This window comes from Terrabacter sp. 05T424, assembly GCF_056396225.1.
In genome coordinates this window covers 335637-356015 of the sequence record NZ_JBFTLB010000004.1, presented here as the reverse complement: position 1 = coordinate 356015, position 20379 = coordinate 335637, and the positions used below count along the sequence as shown (strand labels likewise).

Sequence of the window (20379 nt, the reverse complement as noted above, 5' to 3'; positions counted from 1 at the left end):
TGCATGGATTGCGCAAGGATGGCTGGGTGAGTGAAGAGGGGATGCCATTCGGGGCACTGCCGGAGCTGTCCGCCGTGCCCACGCTTTCCCGCGCTCGACGCCTCGGGGGGCTCGCGCTCGCAGTGGTTCTGCCGGCCGGCCTGACCACACTCCTGGTCCAGCTCGGGGCGGCCATCGGCCTGGCCGGCGACGCGTTGGCACTGCTGTTGACCGTGATCGTCACCGCGCTGGTCGGCGGCCTCTGGCCTGCGGTCTTGTGCGCGCTGATCAGCTCGACGCTGCTCAACTACTGGTTCATCCCACCGGTGCGCACCCTGCAGATCGGCGAGCCGCACAACATCTGGACAGTCGTGGGGTTCGTCGCGGTCGGGCTGCTCGTGAGCGCCGTCGTGCACCGGGCCGCCTCGACGGCTTCGACCGCTGCACGAGCAGCCGCGGAGGCCCGGACCCTGTCTGACGTGGCACGCGCGACCCTCCGTGGTGAGGACGCCCTCCCGACCCTGCTCGAACACATGCGACACGCCTTCGGCATGACCTCCGCGAGCCTGCTGCGCAAGGAGGCCGGGGAGACGGCCACGTGGCGAGTTGTCGACGCGCGCGGCGACGCGGCACCCCAGGACCCGCGCACTGCTGACGTGCACGTACCTGCGGGCGACGACCTGGTCATCGCGCTCACGGGTCGAACACTTGGCGCCTCGGACCGGGCCATCCTCGGCGCGTACGGCGCCCAAGCCCAGGCTCTGCTGGAGCGGGACGAGCTCGCACGTTCTGCTGCGCTCGCGGCCCGGCTGGAAGCCTCCGAGCGCCTGCGTGACGCGCTGCTGGCGGCCGTCGGACATGACCTGCGGACACCGTTGGCGTCGGCCACGGCCGCCGTGAGCAGCCTTCGAAGCCGGGACGTGACCTGGGCCGACGAGGAGCGCGAAGAGCTGCTCGCGACTGCGGACGAGTCGCTCGCTCGACTCGCCTCGTTGGTCTCCGACCTGCTTGACCTGTCGCGGCTGCGTGCTGGGGTGCTCACGGTCCTGCACCAGACCTTGTGGCTCGACGAGCTGCTGCCTCCGGTGCTTGACGAGCTGGGCCCGGACGCCGCGAAGGTGGTCATCGACCTGCCCGACGATCTACCCCCGGTCACCGGTGATGCGGCTCTGGTCGTGCGGGTCCTGGTCAACGTCGTCGGGAACGCCCTGCGTCATGTGCCACCCGAGGCGCCGCCACCCGAGATCACTGCCCGGACTGAGGACGGTCGTGTCCAGCTTCTCGTCGTCGACCACGGACTTGGTGTCGCCGCGCGCGATCAGGCTCGGATCTTCACCCCCTTCCAGCGGCTGGGTGATACCGACAACACCGCCGGCCTCGGTATCGGGTTGGCGCTGTCCAAGGGCTTGGTCGAGGCGATGAGCGGGACACTCACGCCCGCCGAGACCCCCGGAGGCGGCCTCACCATGTCCCTCGACCTGCCCGCTGCCGCTGAGGTCGGGTCATGACCCGGGTTCTCGTCGTGGACGACGACCCGCAGCTGACCCGGGCCCTGCGCATCAACCTGCGCGCTCGTGACCACGAGGTCCACGTGGCGGCGTCCGGCGCCGAAGCCCTGAAGACCCTCGCGGCCGTCTCTCCTGACCTCGTCATCCTGGATCTCGGGCTGCCGGACCTCGATGGGGTGGAGGTCATCCACGGCGTGCGGGGCTGGAGCGAGGTGCCGATCATCGTCCTGTCCGGGCGAGGCGGTGGGCCGGACAAGGTCGCCGCCCTCGATGCCGGAGCGGACGACTACGTCACCAAGCCCTTCGGCATGGATGAGCTGCTCGCCCGCATCCGGGCTGTCACGCGGCGCGCACCATCCGGGGACGCCGGCAGCGCGCCCAAGGTCGAGTTCGGCAACATCACGGTCGATCTCGCCGACAAAGCCGTGACCCGAGCCGCACCTGGAGGGACCAGCGAACCGGTGCACCTGACACCGACCGAATGGAGCCTGCTCGAAGCCCTCGTACGGCAGCCCGGCAAGCTGATGTCGCAGCGACATCTGCTGATCGAGGTGTGGGGCCCCGCCTACGTCAACCAGCAGGCCAACCTACGGCTCTACATGACCCAGCTACGCCGCAAGCTCGAGGCCGAGCCGACGCATCCCCGGCACCTTCTCACAGAGCCGGGAATGGGCTACCGCTTTAGCCCCTGAGTTCGACGCTCTCGAGGGTGCCATCCGGATCGCGCCTGAAGGCGGTTAACTCCCCGACCCGAACAGGGGCCATCCACCGAAACGTGCTGACACTCACAACACCCGCATGTTCTCGTGCGTCATCTGCTTCGCGACATCAACGTGGCCGGCGCGCGAGTCAGCATGCGGCGCCGGCGCCGGGATCCTTCGCCGTTGAGGGTCCCACCCGGCGGCAAAGTCGGAGGAGGGAGCCGTCGCCAGAGCGGCATGACAGGACGATGCGTTGCGGTCCGGCGAGCGTGGGTTCACGGCAGAGCCGGTGGACGGACGCCGTGCTCGCGTAGCTTCTTCCTCACCACATCAACGTCCCCGTTGCGGTATTCAAGGGCTGCAGTTGTGGCTTCGGCCTTGTCGGAAGGAGGCTCCGCACGGACGCGCCACGGCGACCCGGGGGCCTCGGAACGGACGCGCGCGTAGACCCCCTCTGCCTCAAGCTCATCGGCGATTCGAGCAACCTCCTCCGTCGAGCGGCCCCAACCGACGCTCGTCTCCATCCGAGCCCAGCGTCTTCGATCGGCGAAGACGACCATCGCCACCGGGATGACCGCTGCGGCGGCGCCAAGTGCGCGTGGCCAGCCAACGGCAGTCGCCGTCACTATTCCCAATGCGGCGACAACGAGGCACGTGCCCAGTAGCGCGGACCATCCGACGACGTTCAGCCTCGCGGTCCTGAGCCATGAGCGGCGACGGCCGCGCCGCCGCCAGCCAGATGGCTGGAGGTACTCGGCTGAGCGACCGGACTGGACCATGGTTCAGAGCGTGCCAGACCGGGCGCCAAGAGGCGTGAACATTCAGGTCGCGCTGGTAGGTGCGGAACTCGATCAATGCGGCATCTCCAGGCGTTGCCGGAGCGGCGCAAGGCGGTGCTCGTACCCCGGGCGTGACGGACTTGTGGTGCGTCTCCCAGCGAGATCCGGCATCTCACCCAGAGGTGGACCTCACCTGCGCGATGGCTGCCTCTGTTCCGAACCAAACCCTGGCCGAACCTGCCCCGACGTAGCCGCCGGTGCCGACAGGCGCGGCGAACGTACAGACGACCACAGGGGTGCCTTCGCCGGCCGAACTGCATTCACCGACGTTCTGCACCGTCCCGCCGACTTCCTCGTGGGTCCAGACGTCCATCACGATCTCCATGCCTGACAGGCGGCACGGGGCAAGCCGTCCCAGGTCGGAAGCCTTGACCGGTCCGGTCGTGGGACAGACCACGGAACCAGACGTTGACCCCGGCGCGACACCCGCAGAGGTCCCGCATCCCGCGACAGCAGCACCTAGCAGCAAGACGCCTACAACCGCTACGCGGAGCCCTGGATTCACGGTTGCTTCCTCCCAGTACGGTCGACCTTGGCGGCAGCCCGGCCGCATCTGCGCCGGCCTTGTGAACAGACAACCATTGCCGTTCAACCCTCCCGCGGGCAGCGCGCGACTGCAGTTGAGCTGACACACGGTAGACACAATCCCCACGTAGATCGTTGCTTCGTGGTGTGTGGACGCCTCTGAGCGATTGGACGGATAGGACTACCGGACGTCCTGAGTACGACCGACCGACCACGTCATGCCCCTTCGGCAACGTCTCATCTCGGCAGGATCGCAACGTCCGACCATCGGCATGTGGGTGAGACTTCGACCTCGGGAAACGCGGCGTGTTTCCTCGTCTCCTGGCGCCCCCAGTGTGGATTCTGGGAGTGCGGACACACCTACACAAAAACCTGACTGACAAAAACTGCGGGCTTGATGCCCTGGGGGTCGGCTCCCCACCCCGGCCAGAGGCCATACACACACGAATTGCCGTCACACACAGACACGAATGTCCTGGTCCGCCATCTTCTTCGTCTTCTCTTGGCGTGACCTGGCGTGTGCGCGGCTCCCCGCGGCGTCGGCGTCTTCTGGATCGTTTCTGGGCCGCCCTTTCGGACCGGGTGTGTCGTGCAGCGGGAGCCGCAGTACTGCACGGCACACCCACCCCGGATTAGGGAAGGGGGTGGCCGTCATGACCCGGGAAACGCGAGACCGCGTCTGGGACGCCGTCCCCCTGCGCCCTCAGCAGGCCGATGAGCGTCCGGACCGGGAGGCCCACCCGCTCGACCTGAGCCACCTCGACGCCGCGACCGAGGCCCAGGTCCTGGCCCGGTTGCTGTCGCGGGACTTCGACGCCTGGTCCGAGGCCGCCTGCCGGGTCGGTCACTGCGCCAAGCCGATCCGGCTGCATGGCTCCTCGCAGACTGTCGACGCGAGTACGGGTGAGGTGCTCTCGAGCCTCTCCTCGGCCGACAGCCCGCTCGGGATCCTGCACGTGCGCTGCGGCAACCGCCGGGCCGCGGACTGCCCGTCGTGCTCCCGCGTCTATGCGGCGGACACGTTCCATCTGATCCGGGCTGGCGTTGTCGGCGGCAAGGGCGTCCCGGAGCAGGTGCGGGAGAACCCGCTGGTGTTCGCGACGCTGACCGCGCCCTCGTTTGGACCGGTGCACGGCACCCGCAACGGCCGACGCTGCCGCCCCTACCGCGGCAAGGAAGACGCGGAGCGTTGCCCTCATGGCCGGCCGACCACGTGCCACACCACCCACGTCGATGGTGACCGGCTGCTGGGCCAGCCGTTGTGCGGCGACTGCTACGACTACCCGTCGCACGTTGTGTGGCAGTGGTGGGCTCCGGAGCTGTGGCGGCGGTTCACCATCGCTCTGCGCCGGGTCTTGGCGCGGATGCTCGGGGTCAGTGCTCACCGGCTCGCGAAGATCGCCACCGTCCAGTTCGCCAAGGTCGCCGAGTACCAGCTGCGCGGCCTCGTCCACTTCCACGCCCTGGTCCGCGTCGACGGCAAGACCTCCGACGACGGTGACACGCACGTGCCGGCCCCGGCCGGGATCACGGCCGCCTTGCTCGCGTCGGCGATAGAGACTGCCGCCGCCGCGGTGTGGTTCGACGCCCCGCCCCTGTACGGGGGTGACCTGGTCCAGCGGCTGCGATTCGGCGCCCAGGTCGACGCCCGACCGGTCGGCGACGCCCACCGCACCGACGACCCCGAGCAGCAGCTTGAGGCCGAGCAGGTCGCCGGCTACTTGGCCAAGTACGCGACGAAGTCCGCCACCGACTCGACCGACGCGGCCAGCCCCCACCTGCACCGGCTCCGCGCGACCATCGTCCAGACCATCGACCGGCAGCAGCTCGAAGCGGCCGCCACCGACCAGCCGTTGGCCGAGCACCCCTACGCGCTGCTGGGCAAATGGGCGCACATGCTGGGGTTCCGTGGGCACTTCTCCTCCAAGTCTCGCCACTACAGCGTCACCCTCGGCCGGCTACGCCGCGCCCGCGTCCGGTTCCAGCGCCGCCTCGCTGCGGCCAAGGTCGAGGGGCGCACCCTCGATGCCCGCGAGGTCGAGGACCTGCTCGCCGACGACGACACCGAGACCACCCTCGTCGTCGGCCACTGGACCTACGCCGGAACCGGCTGGGACACCGACGGCGACGCGGAGCTCGCGAAGGCGGCCGCCGCCCGGGCACGTAAGTACGCACAGGAACGGGCAGCGAGCAAACACCAGAATGACTGACAGAGAGAGGAGTTCGGACATGGAAGCAGACCAGCCAAAGCAGGAGAAGGCCCCGCCCCTCCCGGTGCTGCTGACCTCTCGCGAGGTAGCAGTCGCGCTGCAGGTCTCACCGGCAACGCTGTGCCGCTGGCGCCAGACGGGACACGGGCCGCGGGTCGTGTGGCTGTCGCCGTACGCCCCGCGCTACCGGCCCGAGGACGTGACCAAGTGGCTCGAACGGATGGCGGCATGAGCATCAGCAAGATGCCCAACGGTCGCTTTCGAGCTCGGCTCAAGAGCGGACGGGTGGGCGTCGCCAGCAAGGTCTTCGACACCCGACGCGAGGCGAAGGCGTGGCTCGACCGGGAGCGGGCGGCCCTGACCGGCGGCGTCGACCCGCGAGCCGGACGGGAGCGGGTCAGGCCCCTCGTGCAACGGTGGCTGGAGGTCCGACGGGTCACGGTGGCCGCGAAGACCTTTCGCGCCGACCAGGATCTGCCCCGCCTGATGCCGACAAGCATGCTCGCTCTGCAGGTGTCGGCCGTCTCCGGCAGAGAAGTCGCCCGCTCCTTCGAGGCCCTGCTCGCCGTGGGTCTCGCCGAGGGGTCCGTCGTTCGTTTTCGCGCCAGCCTGTCGTCGTTCTTCAGCTGGTGTGTGCGGGAGAAGCTCATCCTGACCAACCCGGTCATCGGCGTGCGCGTCCCGCGGCAGTCCGACGAGCCCGATGAGATGGACCCCTTCAGCGAGGCGGAGCTCGAGGACGTCTACGCCACCTGGCACTCGAGGGCGCCCCGGCTGGCGGACATCCTCCTCGTCCTGGCATGGACCGGCCTGCGGTGGGCTGAAGCCCGGTCGTTGCGGGTCGCCGACGTTGTCGAGGTACCGACGCCGGGACTGCTCGTCCGACGGTCGCAGCCGGAGGGTGGCGCGGTGAAGTCGACCAAGGGTCGTTCCTCGCGACGCGTCCCGCTCGCCAACCGGGTGCTCCCACTCGTGCTGGCCATGAGCGTCGGCAAGGCACCCGGTGACTTGCTCCTCACAACCGACCGCGGTTCGCAGCTTCATCGGTCGGCCGTACTGCGCACCCTGCAGTGGCCGACCACCGGCCGAGGACGCCGGATCCACGACCTGCGCCACACCGCGGCGTGCCTCTGGCTGGCCCGTGGCGTCGACCCGGGAACCGTCCAAGCGTGGATGGGACACGAGTCCATCGGTACGACGAACCGGTACCTGCACTTCCTGGGGACCGGTGCCGATCTGGCGGGTCTGAGGAGGCTCAATGTGACCCCGGGGGACACCGGGGGGACACCTCGGCAGGAGACGCGCGGATGACGAAGAGAGAACCCCGCCCCCTCCTGCGTGTTTTCGCAGGTGGGACGGGGTTTCCGCCTGGTGGAGCTGAGGGGATTCGAACCCCTGACCTTCTCATTGCGAACGAGACGCGCTACCAACTGCGCCACAGCCCCAGGTGCGGAAGAAAGATAACACCACGCCGACCGGCATACCGAATCGGGCCGACACGTGGTGGACCACCCGTGCGGCGGGGTTCTCAGACCCAGCTGGGGAACCACATCCGGGCCTGCCACTCCGAGAGCGGGATGACGTCGGCGACGTAGATCGGGTGGAAGAAGGCGAACAACGCCATCGACAACAGCACGAAGCCACCCATGACGCCGTATCCCACCCGGCGTCGGCTCAACGACGACTCCCGCCCGCCGACGACGAGCCCGAGCACGTAGACGCAGGCGAGCACGACCCACGGCACGAACGCGACCTCGTAGAAGGAGTAGATGGTGCGGTTGCCGAGGAAGAACCACGGCAGGTAGCCGGCGAAGAGGCCGCAGAGGATCGCCCCGGCCCTCCAGTCGCGGCGGAGCGCCCACATGAAGAGCAGCACGAAGATGGCGAGAGTCGCGCCCCACCAGATCGACAGGGTCCCGATCGAGGTGATCGCCTTGCTGCACTGGTCGACGAGGCATCCCTCAGCGCCCTTCTTCGGCCCCTCGTAGAAGAACGACGTCGGGCGACCCTGGATCAGCCAGGACCACGGGTTGGTCTGGTAGGGGTGTGGGCTGTTGATCGCCTGCGTCGAGGCATACATCTGCTGGTGGTAGGCCCACAGCGAGCGCCACCAGTCGGGCAGCCACGCGTGCGTGGTGTCGGGATTGTTCTGCGCCCAGGTGCGGAACGACCCTCCCTTGCTGAGGATCCAGCCGGTCCAGCTCGCCACGTACGTGACGACGGCGGTGACGACGAGCTGGGCGAACGCGTACGGGCCGTCCTTGACAACGGTGCCGACGGTCCAACCGCGTACGCCGGCGGCGCGGCGGGCGCCGAGGTCCCAGAGCACGGTGAGCAGGCCGAAGAAGACGAGGAAGTAGAGGCCCGACCACTTCACACCGGCCGACAGGCCCAGCATGATCCCCGCGACCCAACGCCACGGCCGCCAACCGAGCCACGGGCCCAGCCACGACATGGCAGCGCGGGGCCGGTCACCGACCCTGCTGGCGAGGACCTCGCGCGCCTTGTCGCGGTCGATGAGCAGGGCACCGAACGCGGCGAGCCCGAAGAACATGACGAAGATGTCGAGCAGCCCGGTGCGCGAGTGGACGAAGTGGTGGCCCTCGAAGGCGAGCAGGGCTGCGGCGACCGTGCCGAGCAGGTCGGAGCGGAAGAGGCGGCGCGCGATGCGGCCGAGCATGAAGATCGAGATGGTGCCGGCCAGTGCGACCGCGAAGCGCCACCCGAAGGAGTTGAGGATGCCGAACGGCACCTCGCCCCAGCCGATCAGCCACTTGCCGACCGGCGGGTGCACGACGAAGTCGCCCTCAGTGCCGTAGATGAACGGGTCGTTCGCGGTGAAGTGCTGGTCGACCTGTGAGGCGTCCTGGAGGACCTGGTCGTTCTTCATCTCGAACCAGTACAGGACCATCGACCAGCCCTGCTTGACGTAGTACGTCTCGTCGAAGACCAGCTTGTGCGGTGCCCCGAGGTGCCAGAACCGCATGAAGCCGCTGACGAGCGTGAAGAAGAGTGGCCCCGCCCAGCCGAGCCACGCGAGCCGGCCGGCGGTGCGGCGGGTGAGGCGGAAGTCGTCGGCCGGGTCTCCGAGCAGGCGCGCGCGCACCTGTCTGGCCGAGTTCATGGGCGCCATCGTATGCAGTGCGGCTGAGTCGGCCGCACTCCGCCGCGAGAGGCATGCGGCAGGGGCATCAGAAGGGTGGTGGGTCAGGGTCGGCAGAGCGGTGGTCGTCGCCGCCTCGCCGCCCGGTGGCATCGTCAAGGTTGCCCCCGGCTCCGGCCCCGGCCCCGGCGCCGGCCTCGGTCGGCGGTGGGCTCGCAGCCGATGCCGGCGGGAGGTCTCGCGGTCGGAGCCCGTCGAGCCAGTCCTTGGGCAGCGTGACGTAGGTGCGGCCTGCGGCAGTGCGCCACGTGACCCTGCCCTCGTCGTCTCGCTGTGCCTTCCACCAGCCGGCGGTACGCACGCGGTGGTGCTGGCGGTGCTTGTCGGTGAGGTTCGAGACGTCGGTGGGGCCGACCGGCCACGGGACGTCGTGGTCGAGATCGCACTGGCGTGCCTCGACGAGGCAGCCTGGACCACGACACACCCCGTCGACGGCGCGGACGTGCTCGACCATCGCACGGCTGGGTCGGTAGCCCTTGCGGGAGAGCGCCAGGGCCGCGCCGGTGTCGATGTCGGCGAGGAGGGTCTGCCAGACAGACCCCTCGGCGGTCATCATCTCGCGGGCCTGCTGCGCACCGACCCAGCCGTAGCCGGGAAGCTCACAGGGCGAGTTGTCGAGGCCGACGGCCGTCATGAACGGCACGACCAAGAAGACCCGACCCGCCGGCACGGGAGTGGTGCGCGCGAAGCCGTCGTCGTCGGGCCAGCCGTGGATGGCCACACCGGTCAGGTAGTCGGCGCGCAGCTCGTCGAGCGAACGAGGGTCGCCCTGAGCGCGTGCAGCGCGCGCTGCGGCGTCGGCGCGGTCCATCGCGGCGGCGATCTTGTCGGCGTCGTTGATGACGGTGAGGCAGCCGGTGCCGTCGTTGAAGACCTGCGCGTGGGCGCCGATGCGCTCGCGGGCCGACCGTCGTCGAGCCGCCTGCTCGTGATCGGCGGCGAGGACGGCGCGCCGCAGTCGCCGGCGGAACAGGGCGTTGGGCAGGCCGGCCCCGTCGCGCGTAGGGGCGAGGACGGTGCGCGCGATCCCATCGGCGGCCTCGTCGTCGAGGGCCCGGGTCTCACTCACGATCTCGCAGGCGCGCCAGAGCGGGGTCGCCCCCTCGCGGACCTGACGGCGAAGAAAGGCAGTGCGCGCCGGTGAGCCCGTGGCCAGCTCGAGACGAAGGGCCACTGTGCCCTGTGCCAAACCGGTCGCCGTGGCCACCTCGAGGGCGACGACCTCGGCGGCCGACAGAGGCGTGCGATCGACCCACGACTGGGAGTGCCGCGCCGACAGCTCGCCGAGGGCGACGGCATACATGCGGGCGAGAGCCCTCAACTGGTGGTCGTCGACGAGGCCCCTGATGCGCTCGCCGCCCTCGAACCAGCCGAGCTCGGCGTCCATCAGGGCCTCGAACGCTGCCGCGGACTCCTCTGAGTCGGCGACCTCGACACCCTCGGCCGCGGCTGCTGATGCCGGCCCGCCGAGATCGCGCATCAGCCCGGCGACGACCGACTGCACAGAACGCTGCACGTGCTCGGTCCGACTCCCGCGGAGCGTCACGACCAACCCATGTTCGAGCAGTGACGGTGCGTCAGTCGTGAACGGCATCAGATCCCCCTGACCTCTATTCGAACAGGTGTTCGGGTCGAAGTCAAGGTCTGGTGACACCGAGTTCGCTTCTATGACAAGCGGACTCGCCGCACCGCCTCAGAGCGAGACGCCCCGCGCCCGCAGCATCGAGTAGCCCACGAACGCGACGATGTCGAGGATCGAGTGGCACACCACGAGCGGCATGACGCGGCGCGTGCGCACGAAGACGAGGCCGAGCACGAGGCCCATGACGATGTTGCCGGCGAAGCCCCCGAAGCCCTGGTAGAGGTGGTACGACCCGCGGATCAGGGCCGACAGCCCGATGACCAGCGGCCAGGACCAGCCCGTCTGGCGCCACCGCGTGAACAGGTAGCCGACCATGATGACCTCTTCGAGCACCGCGTTCTCGATGGCCGCAAGAACGAGCACGGGCGCCGACCACCACACGGCCTCGAGGTTGGCCGCCGACACCTGGGTGTTGATGCCGATCGCCTTGGCGAAGAAGTAGAAGCCGAGGCCCGGGATGCCGATGAGGGCGGCGAGACCCGCGCCACGGGTGAGGTCGCGCGCCGGCTCGCGTCGGTCGAGTCCGACGAAGTGGCCGGCCCGCACGTGGCCTGCCGGTCGGCGCACGTGGTTGAGCAGGTAGAGCGCCAGGGCGACGGCGACCAGCGGGAGCACGATCCCGGCGAGCTGGTAGGCGAGGTCGAGCCACGGGCGTCCGGGCGTCGCAGACTGGTTCATCGCCGTCGTCTGCTGCGACAGGGGCACCGGCCGTGTCAGCTTCTCGATGATGCTGAGGATGGCGTACACGGCCGACGAGCCGAGGCTGACCCCGAGCACCAGCACGGTCTCGCGCCGCAGGCCGCTCCGCCCGCCCGCCTCGGTGACCGGCGCGGGGTCTCGCTCCGAGGGTGCGATCAGCCCGGCGAACCGTCCGCGCGGGGCGGGAGCAGTGGTCACCATGGTGCCAGCGTAACTTCGCGTGACCCGGTTCTCGCCTGAGCCGTATGCCGTCGGCGGACCTCGGCGTAGCGTCGGTGCATGTCGATGCTCTCGGGCTGGCGGCGGGGCTCGCACGCCGCCGACGGCTTCGAGTACCCGACCTACACCGAGGGTGAGGGGCCGGGCGTGATCGTCATGCACGAGAGCCCCGGGCTCACCCCCGAGGTGGTGCGCTTCGGCCGGGAGGTCGTCGATGCCGGCTTCACCGTGGTCATGCCGCACTTCTTCGGCCCCGCCCACCGGGCCCCGTACGCGCTCGAGGCCGCCCACGTGATCCCTCGCCTGTGCATCGGGCGGGAGTTCACGACCGTCGCGACCGGGCGCACCACCCCGGTCGCGACGTGGCTGCGCAGCCTGGCGCGCCGCGTCCACGACGAGGCGGGTGGAGTGGGCGTCGGCGCGGTCGGCATGTGCTTCACGGGAGGCTTCGCGCTGGCAATGATGATCGACCCCGTCGTCGTCGCGCCCGTCGTGGCGCAGCCGGCGGTGCCCGTGCCCCTCACTCCCCGGCGCGCCGCCGACATCGGCCTCGACCCGGGCGACCTTGCGGCAGTGCGCGATCGGGTGCGCGGCGGGTGCCCGGTGCTCGGCGTCCGCTACCGCAACGACTGGGCGACGGGTACGCGCTTCGAGACCTTGACGGACCACCTCGGCGACGGCTTCCTCCGCGTGGAGCTCGAGGGCGCCGGCCACGCCACGCTGACGGGGGAGCGACACCCGGACGCTGTGGACGCGGTCATCCACTTCCTGACGGAGCGCCTGCAGCCGGCGGACTGAAGCGATGTGATGGGGGCATCGACGTCGTAAACGCTTGGCGCCCAAGCCGGTCGGCGGCATACGTTCTCCGCATGTCCTCCACCCTGCGTGCCGCCCTTCGCTCCCGCCTCACGATCGCGATGCGCGAGCGCGACCGTGCCGCCACGGCGGCGCTGCGCAACGCGGTGGCCGCCATCGAGAACGCGGAGGCCGTGCCGGTGGTCGAGCGCCCGGCGGTCAGCACGTCCGCCGACGTCGCGGGCGCGGCGGTGGGCGTCGGGGCGACCGAGGCGGAGCGGCTGGTCCTGGGTGCGGAAGCCGAACGGCATCTCCTCGCGGCAGAGGTCGCCGCGCTCGTCGAGGCCGAGGAGGCGTATGCCGCGGTCGGGGACGTGTCGCGCGCCTCCGCTGCTGCGGCGGGAGCCGCCGTTCTGCGTGACGTCCTGGCCGAGCACCCCGGACCGGTCTGAGTGGTCGCTCGTCCACAGGCATCGGTGGACAAGCTGTGCGTCGATGCACGGCGCATGTGGACAAGCCGCCATCTCCTGTGGACGACACGCCGGCACCCTGTGGAGGCCGGAATTGTTTTCGCGAATCCCTTGCGGGCCCGCATCGCCGGGAGATACAAATCTCTCACGCACTCCTTCGGGAGAGCGGGACGGCTCGGAGACGAGGGTCCACACGGTGGGGCAACCCACCGCGGCAGCCGGGTGACGAGGCGGCCGGGACCGGAGGAGACGAGCAGTCGATCGGGAGCGTCACCATCGACCGATCAACCAGAAGGGCCCTTGAGACTCATACTCCCAAGGGCCCTTCGCCTTTGTCTGCGGTTTGCAGCGCCCTTGTGCTGCAAGCGGATCGGCGTCAGGCGGTCGCTTCAGCAGCCGGCCGCCACGGCGTGAGCCACGGCGTCTCGGGCCAGCCCTCACGTGCCGCGACGAGCTCGTACATCGTGGCGCCGTCGATGGTCTCGCGGATGATGTCGGCGTGTCCGGCGTGCCGCGCGAGCTCCTCGACGAGGTGCATCGCGACCCATCGCACCGACCACGCCTCGACGTCCTTCGGGAACCACGGGGCGTCGCGCGGCACGGGCACCGCGGCGCCCAGGTCGGCGCGCTGCAGGACGTCGCGGGTCACGTCGCCCTGCGCCAGGAGCGCGGCGAGGAGCGAGTCGAGGGTGTCGGCGTCGGTGACCCGGAAGTCGTCACCCCAGGACTGCGCCTGGTCCTCGACCGGCGTGTCCGGAGGGGTCGGCGCCTCGGGCGCCGCCGCCATCCGCTTGGTCCAGCCGCGCTCGCAGGTCGTGACGTGCTTGACCAGGCCCCCGATGCTCAGCGTGCCAGCGGTCGGGGCGAGCCGGATCTGCTCCTCGGTGAGGCCGAAGGTCGCGGCGACGAAGGCGTCGCGCTGCTGGTCGATGTAGGCGATGAGGCTCTCGCGCTCGTCGGCGACGGGTGGGACCTGTGCGGCCATGGGTTTCTCGCTCTCTGGGTGCGTGCGGGGTGATGGGCCGGCGCGTGCCGACCGTCGTGGTCGGAGGAGGGGTGGGTCAGTCGTCGCGGTGGGCGTAGAGGTCACGCAGCAGCGCGATCTCGGCGCCGTGGTGGATGAGCTCTCGGTTGATGTGGAGCACGAGCGTGGCCCGAGGGGCTTCGGCGAAAGGGCCCTCCGCCGGTCCGCAGGGCTCGGCCAGCCCGTCGGTGCCCCAGCCACGCACGCCGTCGAACCAGGCGGCATACGCCCTGTCGAGCTGGGCGAGCGCCTCGTCGGCCGTCTTCGCGTAACCGAAGGTGAGGTAGTCGGCCTCGGGCGCGTCGAAGTGGTCGTGGGCGCGTGCGCCGAGCACGCCGACGACGATGTGGGCCAGCCGCCACGCGATCGTCGTCACGGGCGTCGGCTCGGGCGCGGGGTAGGCCCAGTCGATCGTCATCTCGCCGGTGCCGCCCTGCATCTCGGTGCTGCCCTCGCCGCGGCGGTGGACGTTCCAGGCGCCGGGGGTGGGCTCCCAGAGGTACTCCTCGTCGGTCAGCCCGTCGAAGCGAGCACGCAGTTGGTGCTGCCAGTGCCACTCGGCCTGCTCGACGAGGGCCTCGTTCCAGTCGATCGTGGTGTGCATCGTCTGTGTCATGTCCTGATCGTCGCAGCCATATAGGACAGCTTCTGTCCGGAGAGACTGGAAGACTCGAGCCATGTCCACGACCAGCGACGGCAACGGCACGACGGCCCGGGTGCTGCGGCTGCTCGACCTGCTCCAGAGCCGCCCGGTCTGGAGCGGCACCGAGCTCGCCGAGCGGCTGGGCGTCACGACGCGCAGCGTCCGGCGCGACGTCGACCGGCTGCGCGAGCTCGGCTACCCCGTCAACGCGACCCATGGCGCGGGCGGCGGCTACCAGCTGGGCGCGGGGCGGCGCCTGCCGCCGTTGCTGCTCGACGACGACGAGGCGGTCGCGATCGCCGTGTGCCTGCGCCTGGCGGCGGGCGGCACCGTCGAGGGACTCGGGGAGGCCGCGGTGCGCACCCTGGCCAAGCTCGACCAGGTGCTGCCGGGGCGCCTGCGCTCACAGGTCGAGGCCATCCACGAGGCCACCGTCACCCTCGACAGCGGGGTCGCGCCCGTCGACGCCGCGACGCTACTGGTGCTGGCCCGCGCGTGCCGCGAGACCGAGCGCGTGAGCTTCGCGTATGCCGGCCCGCGCGGTTCCGGCGAACGCCGGGTCGAGCCCTACCGCCTCGTCGCGACGGGCCGTCGGTGGTACCTGCTGGCCTACGACCTCGACCGCGAGGACTGGCGCACGTTCCGGCTCGACCGGATGACTGATGCCGAGGCCCGTGGCTGGCGCTTCCGGCCGCGGGAGGACGCGCCCGACGCGGCAGAGCACGTTCGCAGGTCCATCTCGCGCGACGCGTACGACCACGTCTGCCGGGTGCGCATCCACGCGCCGAAGTCATTGGTGGACAAGCAGATCCCGGTCTCGGTCGGCACGGTCACCGCGGACGGCAGGACGCACTGCATCTTCGAGGCAGGCGGCAACCACCTCGGGTGGATGGCGATGCACCTCGGCGTGCTGCCCTGGGAGATGACGGTCCTCGACCCGCCCGAGCTGCGCGACATCATGCGCGAGCAGGCAGTCCGGATGATGAGGGCAGCCGACGCAGCACCGTGATGGCTCAGCCTCAGCCGGTGTTGCGCAGGCCCGCGGCGATGCCGTTGATCGTGAGCAGCAGCGCGCGCTGAACGTCGGTGTCCGGCTCGGCGTCGTCGGGCACGGCACGCGAGCGGGCGAGCAACGAGGTCTGGAGCGCGTGCAGCGGCGCAAGGTAGCTGTCGCGCAGCTCGAGCGTTCGACGCAGTGTCGGCGCCGACTCGAGCAGCTCCGACTGACCGGTCACCCGCAGCACCTCCTCCAGCGTGCGCTGGTGCTCCTCGCGGATCGTGTCGAAGAGGCCGGCGACCTCCGGGTCGACGAGCTCGTCGACGTAGCCCGCCGCGATGTCGAGGTCGGTCTTCGCGAGCGTCATCTGCACGTTCGACATGAAGGTGCGGAAGAAGGCCCACGAGCCGTACATCTCGCGCAGCGTCTCGTCCCGGCCGTCTTCGCGAGCGGCGGCAAGGCCGGACCCGACCCCGAACCAGCCGGGCAGGATGATCCGCGACTGCGTCCAGCCGAACACCCAGGGGATGGCGCGGAGGTCGTCGAGCCCGCCCTCGCCGCCGGGGCGCTTCGAGGGGCGCGAGCCGATGTTCATCTTGCCGAGCTCGTCGACAGGAGTGGCCGAGACGAAGAAGGGCACCAGTCCGGGGTCGCGCACGAGCGCGCGGTAGGTGTCCTGCCCACGGCCTGCGACGACGTCCATCGTGCCGTTCCAGCCGTCGAGGACGTCCTGCGGCAGAAGGGACTTCCGGTGCAGCACCGACGCCTCGAGCACCGCCGCCAGAGCGACTTCGAGGTTGAAGCGGGCGAGCCCGGGCAGCGTGTACTTGTCGCTGAGCACCTCGCCCTGCTCGGTGATCTTGATGGGTCCGTCGAGGCTGCCGTAGGGCTGGCTGAGGATCGCCTCGCCGGTGGGGCCGCCACCACGGCCGACCGAGCCGCCACGGCCGTGGAAGAGCCGCAGCACGACGCCGTGCCGGCGGGCGACGTCGCGCAGCGCGCGCTGCGCCCGGTGGATCTGCCACTGCGACGCCGCGATCCCGGCGTCCTTCGACGAGTCGGAGTAGCCGAGCATGATCTCCTGCACGTCGCCGCGCGCGGCGACCACACGTCGGTATGCCGGGTCGCCGAGGAGCGCGTCGAGCAGCGGTCCCGCCGCCTCGAGCTCGGCAACGGTCTCGAAGAGCGGGGCGAAGCCGATGCGCGCTGTGGCCGGGTGGGTCTCGGTGCCGGTGTCGACGAGGCCGACCTCGCGGGCGAGCACGACGACGGCGAAGAGGTCGTCGATGTCGTGCGTCATCGACACGATGTAGGTCTCGACCGTCTCGGGCCCGTACGTGTCGAGCACCGCGCGGATCGCGTACATCAGCGACAGCGACGCCGAGGCGGCTTCGCCGACGTCGACGGCCCTGCTGCCGGTGAGCGGACGCCGTGACGCGAGCTCGCGCGACAGCAGCTCGATGCGCGCCGGTCGGTCGAGGGCGCCGTAGGCCGTGTCGAGCTCGCCGATGCGGTCGTAGAGGTCGGCGAGGGCGGCGTGGTGCTTGCCGCTGTGCTCGCGGATGTCGAGGGTGGCCAGGCCCAGCCCGACCGTCGTGGCGGTACGGATGAGCCGCAGGATCGCGCCGTTGCCGGTGAGCTCGTCGCCGCCGGCGAGCATCGAATCGCGCACGAGGGTGAGGTCGGCGAGCAGCTCGTCGAAGCCTGCGTAGTCGCGGCCGGGCTCGTGCGGCGTCTGGTGGGTGAGCCGGTCGCGGGTGCGCTGGAGACGGACCCGCACGAAGCTGAGCTTGAGGCGGTAGGGCTCCTCGGCGTTGAGCCGCTTGAGGGCGTCGTAGGTGATCGGTAGGGCCGCTGCGTCCTCCTCGAGGCTGCGGCTCAGCTCGTCCGTGACCGTGACGACGCGCGTCGACGGGGAGAGCTCGGCGAGGAGGTTCTCGGTGTGGGCGATGAGGTCGCGCAGGGCGGCGTCGTGCTGCAGGCCGACCACCTCGAGGGTCACCTGCGGGGTGACGTTGGGGTTGCCGTCCCGGTCGCCGCCGGCCCAGGCGCCGAAGCGGAGCGGCCGGGCGGAGACGGGCAGCTCGATGCCGATGGTCGCGAGCGACCGGTCGAGCTCGGCGAGGAGCTCGGGGACCACGCGCTGGGTGAGCGAGTTGAGGTAGTAGATCGCGGTGCGTGCCTCGTCGGTCGGCTCGGGCCGCTGGATGCGCAGCTCGTCGGTCTGCCAGACCAGGTCGACCAGTTCGGCCAGCCGGAGCTCGAGCCGTGGCTGGTCGGCGGGAGCGCTGCGCGGGTCCTCGAGGGTCTGCACGGTGTCGGCGATGCGCCGCAGCAGGTCGATGACCGAGCGGCGCGTGGCCTCGGTCGGGTGGGCGGTGAAGACCGGGCGGTACTCGACCCGGGCCAGCACCGCGTCGACGAGGTCGCGGTCGACGGTGCCCTCGTCGAGCGCCGCGCCGATGCGGCGTGCCGTCGCCGCCAGCGGGCCCTCCTCGACGGCGGTCACCTCCTGCCAGCGGTGCAGCTGCTCGGTGACGTTGACGAGCTGGAAATAGGCCGTGAAGGCCCGGGCCAGCACCACGGCGGTCGGTGCGTCGACGGCGGCGAGCGTCGAGCGCAGCTCGTCGTCACTGGGCTGCCGGGCCAGGCTGCGCACCCGCTCGACGAGCGCGAGCAGCTCGGCGCCCTCGTGCCGCTCGAGCGCCTCGCCGAGCAGGGCCCCGAGCTGGCGCACCGAGGCGCGCAGGGCCGTGTGCTGCTGCGCGGACGAGACGCCGGCAGCGAAGGTCGCGGCGTTCGGCTCGCGGCGGTCTGCGGCCAGCAGCTGCTCGGTGGAGCGCTCGACAGCAGGCTCGGTGGAGCGCCCAGCGGTCGGCTCGGTCGAGGTCTGTCCCGAGATCGTCATGCACTCTGTGTATCGCGGTGACGTTTCCGCGACGTAACCCCGTCCACATTCGGGGACGGTCGTCTCGCCCACCGGACCCGCAGGTGCCCTGACAGGATGACGGCATGAGCACCGGCACCCTCGTCCTCGCCGCCACACCCATCGGCGACCCCCGCGACGCCGCGCCCCGGCTCGCCGAGGAGCTCGCCACCGCAGACGTCGTCGCGGCAGAGGACACCCGCCGCCTCCGTCGCCTCCTCACCGACCTCGGGGTCAGCACCACCGGCTCGGTCGTCAGCTACCACGAGCACAACGAGGCGGCGCGTACGCCCGACCTCGTCGAGCGCCTCCTCGCGGGCGAGCGCGTGCTCGTGGTCACCGACGCCGGCATGCCGTCCGTCTCCGACCCCGGCTATCGGCTCGTCGCCGCCGCAGTTGAGTCCGGCGTACGCGTCACCTGCGTCCCCGGGCCGAGCGCGGTCCTCATGGCTCTCGCCGTGTCGGGCCTCCCTGTCGACCGGTTCTGCTTCGACGGCTTCCTGCCCCGCAAGCCGGGTGAGCGCGCGCGCGTGCTCGCCGACGTGGCCGACGAGCGCCGCACCCTCGTGTTCTTCGAGGCGCCGCACCGCCTCGCCGAGACCCTCGCCGCCATGCGCGACGCGTTCGGCCCCGAGCGCAGGGCCGCGGTGTGCCGCGAGCTGACGAAGACCTACGAGGAGGTGCGGCGGGGCACCCTCACCGAGCTCGCCGACTGGGCGTCCGAGGGCGTCAAGGGTGAGATCACGGTCGTCGTGGCCGGCGCCGAGCGCTCCGTGCCGTCCCTCGAGGACGCCGTCGCCGGCATACGGCTGCGGGTCGACGCGGGGGAGCGCCTCAAGGACGTCGCCGCCGACGTCGCGTCGCGCACGGGGCTGTCGAAGAAGGCGCTCTACGACGCGTCGCTCGCCGCGCGCTGACTCTGCCGTGGCGCCGGGAGGTTGCGCCACGGGCGGCCCGCCCCTTGTGCCGGTGACGAATCCCCATACGGTGGTGACGTACCGTGTCGCGGCTCGAACCGTGACCGACCCTGACAGCGAAGGAGAACCGATGGGCACCACGCGCACCGCCACCACGCACTGGGAGGGCTCGCTCTTCGAAGGGTCCGGCCAGATCACCCTGGAGAGCTCGGGCATCGGCACCTACGACGTCAACTGGCCGTCCCGGGCCGAGCAGGCCAACGGCAAGACGAGCCCCGAGGAGCTCATCGCGGCGGCGCACTCGTCGTGCTTCTCGATGGCATTCTCCAACGGGCTCGCCAAGGCCGGCACGCCCCCGACCACCCTCGACACGACGGCCGAGGTGACCTTCGTGCCCGGCACGGGCATCACCGAGATCAAGCTGTCGGTCGTCGGTGAGGTGCCCGGCATCTCGGCCGAGGACTTCCAGGCCGCTGCCGAGGACGCCAAGGCGAACTGCCCGGTGAGCCAGGCGCTCAAGGCCGTGCCGATCAGCCTCGAGGCCAAGCTCGCCTGACGCGCGAGCATGCAAGCACACGTATGCCGCCCGGCTGAGCCGGGCGGCATACCTGTGTCTCGAGCGGGAGCGTCCTTGCGGCTCAGGACTTCTCGACAGTGTCCTTGAAGGCGTCGAGCATGCTCTGCCAGTTCTGCGAGAACTGGTCGGCCTGCTCCTGCGACTCGTTGCCGTCCTGCTCCAGGGTGACCGTGGTGGGGCCCCCGTCACCGCCGCCCTCGAGGGAGTAGGTGACGGTGTGGTAGTTCTCCGGGCTGTCCTCCTGGCCCATGAGCGGGCTGTAGTGCGTCGTGGACAACCTCCGCGGCTCGTCGACCTCGAGCACCTCGCCCTTGTCCTCGTAGGGCTTTCCGTTCATCTCGCCGCGCCACGTGATGGGGCTGCCGACCTGCCAGTCGGTGCTCACCTCGGTGCCGACCATCCACCGGCGGATCTCGGCCGGGTCGGTGAGGGACTGCCACGCCTGCTGCGGCGTGGCGTCGACGGTGACCTTCGCTCGTGCAACATGACCAGTCATGCCTCTGTCATACCCCGTGCGTCAGAGGCACTGATTGAACGTTCGCGAC

19 protein-coding genes and 1 tRNA gene are annotated in these 20379 nt (G+C 70.5%); 10 read left to right on the top strand and 10 right to left on the bottom strand.

Translation table 11 applies throughout. The features are described from left to right. Positions 1 to 26 precede the first annotated feature (26 nt). Both AC1DE0_RS12135 and AC1DE0_RS12130 read left to right on the top strand, forming a co-directional pair. A complete protein-coding gene (locus tag AC1DE0_RS12135) occupies positions 27 to 1487 on the top strand; it encodes a sensor histidine kinase (RefSeq protein ID WP_478100745.1) in 1461 nt (486 codons plus the stop codon). Continuing rightward, positions 1484 to 2179 carry a response regulator gene (locus AC1DE0_RS12130; protein WP_478100742.1) on the top strand — a complete coding sequence of 232 codons (696 nt, stop codon included), beginning with the start codon at positions 1484 to 1486 and terminating at the stop codon, positions 2177 to 2179. Before AC1DE0_RS12135 ends, AC1DE0_RS12130 begins: the two co-directional genes overlap by 4 nt. 284 nt (positions 2180 to 2463) lie before the next feature. Here AC1DE0_RS12130 and AC1DE0_RS12125 read toward each other — a convergent pair whose 3' ends face one another. Together AC1DE0_RS12125 and AC1DE0_RS12120 are read right to left on the bottom strand one after the other, a co-directional pair. Further along, positions 2464 to 2712 (bottom strand): hypothetical protein, encoded by a 249-nt coding sequence (locus AC1DE0_RS12125; RefSeq protein ID WP_478100738.1) that lies wholly within the window; start codon positions 2710 to 2712, stop codon positions 2464 to 2466. 427 nt (positions 2713 to 3139) lie between these two features. Further along, on the bottom strand, positions 3140 to 3352 hold the full coding sequence (locus AC1DE0_RS12120; RefSeq protein WP_478100736.1) for a hypothetical protein: 213 nt from the start codon (positions 3350 to 3352) through the stop codon (positions 3140 to 3142). Between the two features lie 853 nt (positions 3353 to 4205). Here AC1DE0_RS12120 and AC1DE0_RS12115 point away from each other — a divergent pair. From AC1DE0_RS12115 to AC1DE0_RS12105, 3 genes are read left to right on the top strand one after another with little or no spacing between them, the layout of a single operon-like run. Further along, positions 4206 to 5762 carry a replication initiator gene (locus tag AC1DE0_RS12115; protein WP_478100734.1) on the top strand — a complete coding sequence of 519 codons (1557 nt, stop codon included), beginning with the start codon at positions 4206 to 4208 and terminating at the stop codon, positions 5760 to 5762. Positions 5763 to 5781: 19 nt separating this feature from the next. After that, positions 5782 to 5994, top strand: coding sequence for a helix-turn-helix transcriptional regulator (locus AC1DE0_RS12110; protein WP_478100732.1), 213 nt, complete (start codon positions 5782 to 5784; stop codon positions 5992 to 5994). Next, the gene (locus AC1DE0_RS12105) at positions 5991 to 7073 is read left to right on the top strand and encodes a tyrosine-type recombinase/integrase (RefSeq protein ID WP_478100730.1); all 1083 of its coding nucleotides are present in this window, start codon (positions 5991 to 5993) and stop codon (positions 7071 to 7073) included. The genes AC1DE0_RS12110 and AC1DE0_RS12105 overlap by 4 nt, the downstream gene beginning before the upstream one ends. Before the next feature lie 58 nt (positions 7074 to 7131). On the opposite strand, the gene AC1DE0_RS12100 is transcribed toward AC1DE0_RS12105, so the two are convergent. The 4 genes from AC1DE0_RS12100 to AC1DE0_RS12085 all read right to left on the bottom strand — a co-directional run bounded on the left by AC1DE0_RS12100 (position 7132) and on the right by AC1DE0_RS12085 (position 11467). Further along, positions 7132 to 7207 (bottom strand) — tRNA-Ala (locus tag AC1DE0_RS12100). An 83-nt stretch (positions 7208 to 7290) separates the two neighbouring features. Continuing rightward, a complete protein-coding gene (locus AC1DE0_RS12095; protein WP_478100728.1) occupies positions 7291 to 8886 on the bottom strand; it encodes a dolichyl-phosphate-mannose--protein mannosyltransferase in 1596 nt (531 codons plus the stop codon). 67 nt (positions 8887 to 8953) lie between these two features. Further along, positions 8954 to 10441, bottom strand: coding sequence for an HNH endonuclease signature motif containing protein (locus tag AC1DE0_RS12090; protein ID WP_478100726.1), 1488 nt, complete (start codon positions 10439 to 10441; stop codon positions 8954 to 8956). A gap of 177 nt (positions 10442 to 10618) precedes the next feature. Next, the gene (locus AC1DE0_RS12085) at positions 10619 to 11467 is read right to left on the bottom strand and encodes a CPBP family intramembrane glutamic endopeptidase (protein ID WP_478100724.1); all 849 of its coding nucleotides are present in this window, start codon (positions 11465 to 11467) and stop codon (positions 10619 to 10621) included. 78 nt (positions 11468 to 11545) lie between these two features. On the opposite strand from AC1DE0_RS12085, the gene AC1DE0_RS12080 reads away from it, so the two are divergent. Beyond that, positions 11546 to 12283, top strand: coding sequence for a dienelactone hydrolase family protein (locus AC1DE0_RS12080; RefSeq protein WP_478100722.1), 738 nt, complete (start codon positions 11546 to 11548; stop codon positions 12281 to 12283). A gap of 71 nt (positions 12284 to 12354) precedes the next feature. After that, entirely contained in the window at positions 12355 to 12732 is a 378-nt protein-coding gene (locus AC1DE0_RS12075; RefSeq protein WP_478100720.1) for a hypothetical protein, read from the top strand. Positions 12733 to 13126: 394 nt separating this feature from the next. Here the strand turns inward: AC1DE0_RS12075 and AC1DE0_RS12070 are convergent, their stop codons facing one another. Both AC1DE0_RS12070 and AC1DE0_RS12065 read right to left on the bottom strand, forming a co-directional pair. Next, positions 13127 to 13735: a DinB family protein gene (locus AC1DE0_RS12070; RefSeq protein WP_478100718.1), complete on the bottom strand. Its 609-nt coding sequence runs from the start codon at positions 13733 to 13735 to the stop codon at positions 13127 to 13129. Between the two features lie 76 nt (positions 13736 to 13811). Then, complete coding sequence (locus AC1DE0_RS12065) at positions 13812 to 14390, bottom strand: DinB family protein (RefSeq protein WP_478100716.1); 579 nt, start codon at positions 14388 to 14390, stop codon at positions 13812 to 13814. 61 nt (positions 14391 to 14451) lie between these two features. On the opposite strand from AC1DE0_RS12065, the gene AC1DE0_RS12060 reads away from it, so the two are divergent. Further along, complete coding sequence (locus tag AC1DE0_RS12060; protein WP_478100714.1) at positions 14452 to 15426, top strand: helix-turn-helix transcriptional regulator; 975 nt, start codon at positions 14452 to 14454, stop codon at positions 15424 to 15426. A gap of 10 nt (positions 15427 to 15436) precedes the next feature. Here the strand turns inward: AC1DE0_RS12060 and ppc are convergent, their stop codons facing one another. Further along, on the bottom strand, positions 15437 to 18322 hold the full coding sequence (ppc, locus tag AC1DE0_RS12055; protein WP_478100712.1) for a phosphoenolpyruvate carboxylase: 2886 nt from the start codon (positions 18320 to 18322) through the stop codon (positions 15437 to 15439). 104 nt (positions 18323 to 18426) lie between these two features. Between ppc and rsmI the strand changes: the two genes are divergently transcribed. Beyond that, positions 18427 to 19257 (top strand): 16S rRNA (cytidine(1402)-2'-O)-methyltransferase, encoded by an 831-nt coding sequence (gene rsmI / locus AC1DE0_RS12050; RefSeq protein WP_478100710.1) that lies wholly within the window; start codon positions 18427 to 18429, stop codon positions 19255 to 19257. Between the two features lie 130 nt (positions 19258 to 19387). Then, on the top strand, positions 19388 to 19813 hold the full coding sequence (locus AC1DE0_RS12045) for an OsmC family protein (protein ID WP_478100708.1): 426 nt from the start codon (positions 19388 to 19390) through the stop codon (positions 19811 to 19813). An 82-nt stretch (positions 19814 to 19895) separates the two neighbouring features. Here the strand turns inward: AC1DE0_RS12045 and AC1DE0_RS12040 are convergent, their stop codons facing one another. Then, positions 19896 to 20330: an SRPBCC domain-containing protein gene (locus AC1DE0_RS12040; protein WP_478100706.1), complete on the bottom strand. Its 435-nt coding sequence runs from the start codon at positions 20328 to 20330 to the stop codon at positions 19896 to 19898. Positions 20331 to 20379: the final 49 nt, after the last annotated feature.

Excerpts from the sequence above, each read along its gene's own strand:
- AC1DE0_RS12125 (WP_478100738.1), bottom strand. The coding sequence starts at position 2,712 with ATGGAGACGAGCGTCGGTTGGGGCCGCTCGACGGAGGAGGTTGCTCGA.
- AC1DE0_RS12110 (WP_478100732.1), top strand. The coding sequence starts at position 5,782 with ATGGAAGCAGACCAGCCAAAGCAGGAGAAGGCCCCGCCCCTCCCGGTG.
- ppc (WP_478100712.1), bottom strand. The coding sequence starts at position 18,322 with ATGACGATCTCGGGACAGACCTCGACCGAGCCGACCGCTGGGCGCTCC.
- AC1DE0_RS12045 (WP_478100708.1), top strand. The coding sequence starts at position 19,388 with ATGGGCACCACGCGCACCGCCACCACGCACTGGGAGGGCTCGCTCTTC.
- AC1DE0_RS12080 (WP_478100722.1), top strand. The coding sequence starts at position 11,546 with ATGTCGATGCTCTCGGGCTGGCGGCGGGGCTCGCACGCCGCCGACGGC.
- AC1DE0_RS12070 (WP_478100718.1), bottom strand. The coding sequence starts at position 13,735 with ATGGCCGCACAGGTCCCACCCGTCGCCGACGAGCGCGAGAGCCTCATC.
- AC1DE0_RS12060 (WP_478100714.1), top strand. The coding sequence starts at position 14,452 with ATGTCCACGACCAGCGACGGCAACGGCACGACGGCCCGGGTGCTGCGG.
- rsmI (WP_478100710.1), top strand. The coding sequence starts at position 18,427 with ATGAGCACCGGCACCCTCGTCCTCGCCGCCACACCCATCGGCGACCCC.
- AC1DE0_RS12115 (WP_478100734.1), top strand. The coding sequence starts at position 4,206 with ATGACCCGGGAAACGCGAGACCGCGTCTGGGACGCCGTCCCCCTGCGC.
- AC1DE0_RS12130 (WP_478100742.1), top strand. The coding sequence starts at position 1,484 with ATGACCCGGGTTCTCGTCGTGGACGACGACCCGCAGCTGACCCGGGCC.
- AC1DE0_RS12075 (WP_478100720.1), top strand. The coding sequence starts at position 12,355 with ATGTCCTCCACCCTGCGTGCCGCCCTTCGCTCCCGCCTCACGATCGCG.
- AC1DE0_RS12085 (WP_478100724.1), bottom strand. The coding sequence starts at position 11,467 with ATGGTGACCACTGCTCCCGCCCCGCGCGGACGGTTCGCCGGGCTGATC.
- AC1DE0_RS12095 (WP_478100728.1), bottom strand. The coding sequence starts at position 8,886 with ATGAACTCGGCCAGACAGGTGCGCGCGCGCCTGCTCGGAGACCCGGCC.
- AC1DE0_RS12040 (WP_478100706.1), bottom strand. The coding sequence starts at position 20,330 with ATGACTGGTCATGTTGCACGAGCGAAGGTCACCGTCGACGCCACGCCG.
- AC1DE0_RS12120 (WP_478100736.1), bottom strand. The coding sequence starts at position 3,352 with ATGGAGATCGTGATGGACGTCTGGACCCACGAGGAAGTCGGCGGGACG.
- AC1DE0_RS12065 (WP_478100716.1), bottom strand. The coding sequence starts at position 14,390 with ATGACACAGACGATGCACACCACGATCGACTGGAACGAGGCCCTCGTC.
- AC1DE0_RS12105 (WP_478100730.1), top strand. The coding sequence starts at position 5,991 with ATGAGCATCAGCAAGATGCCCAACGGTCGCTTTCGAGCTCGGCTCAAG.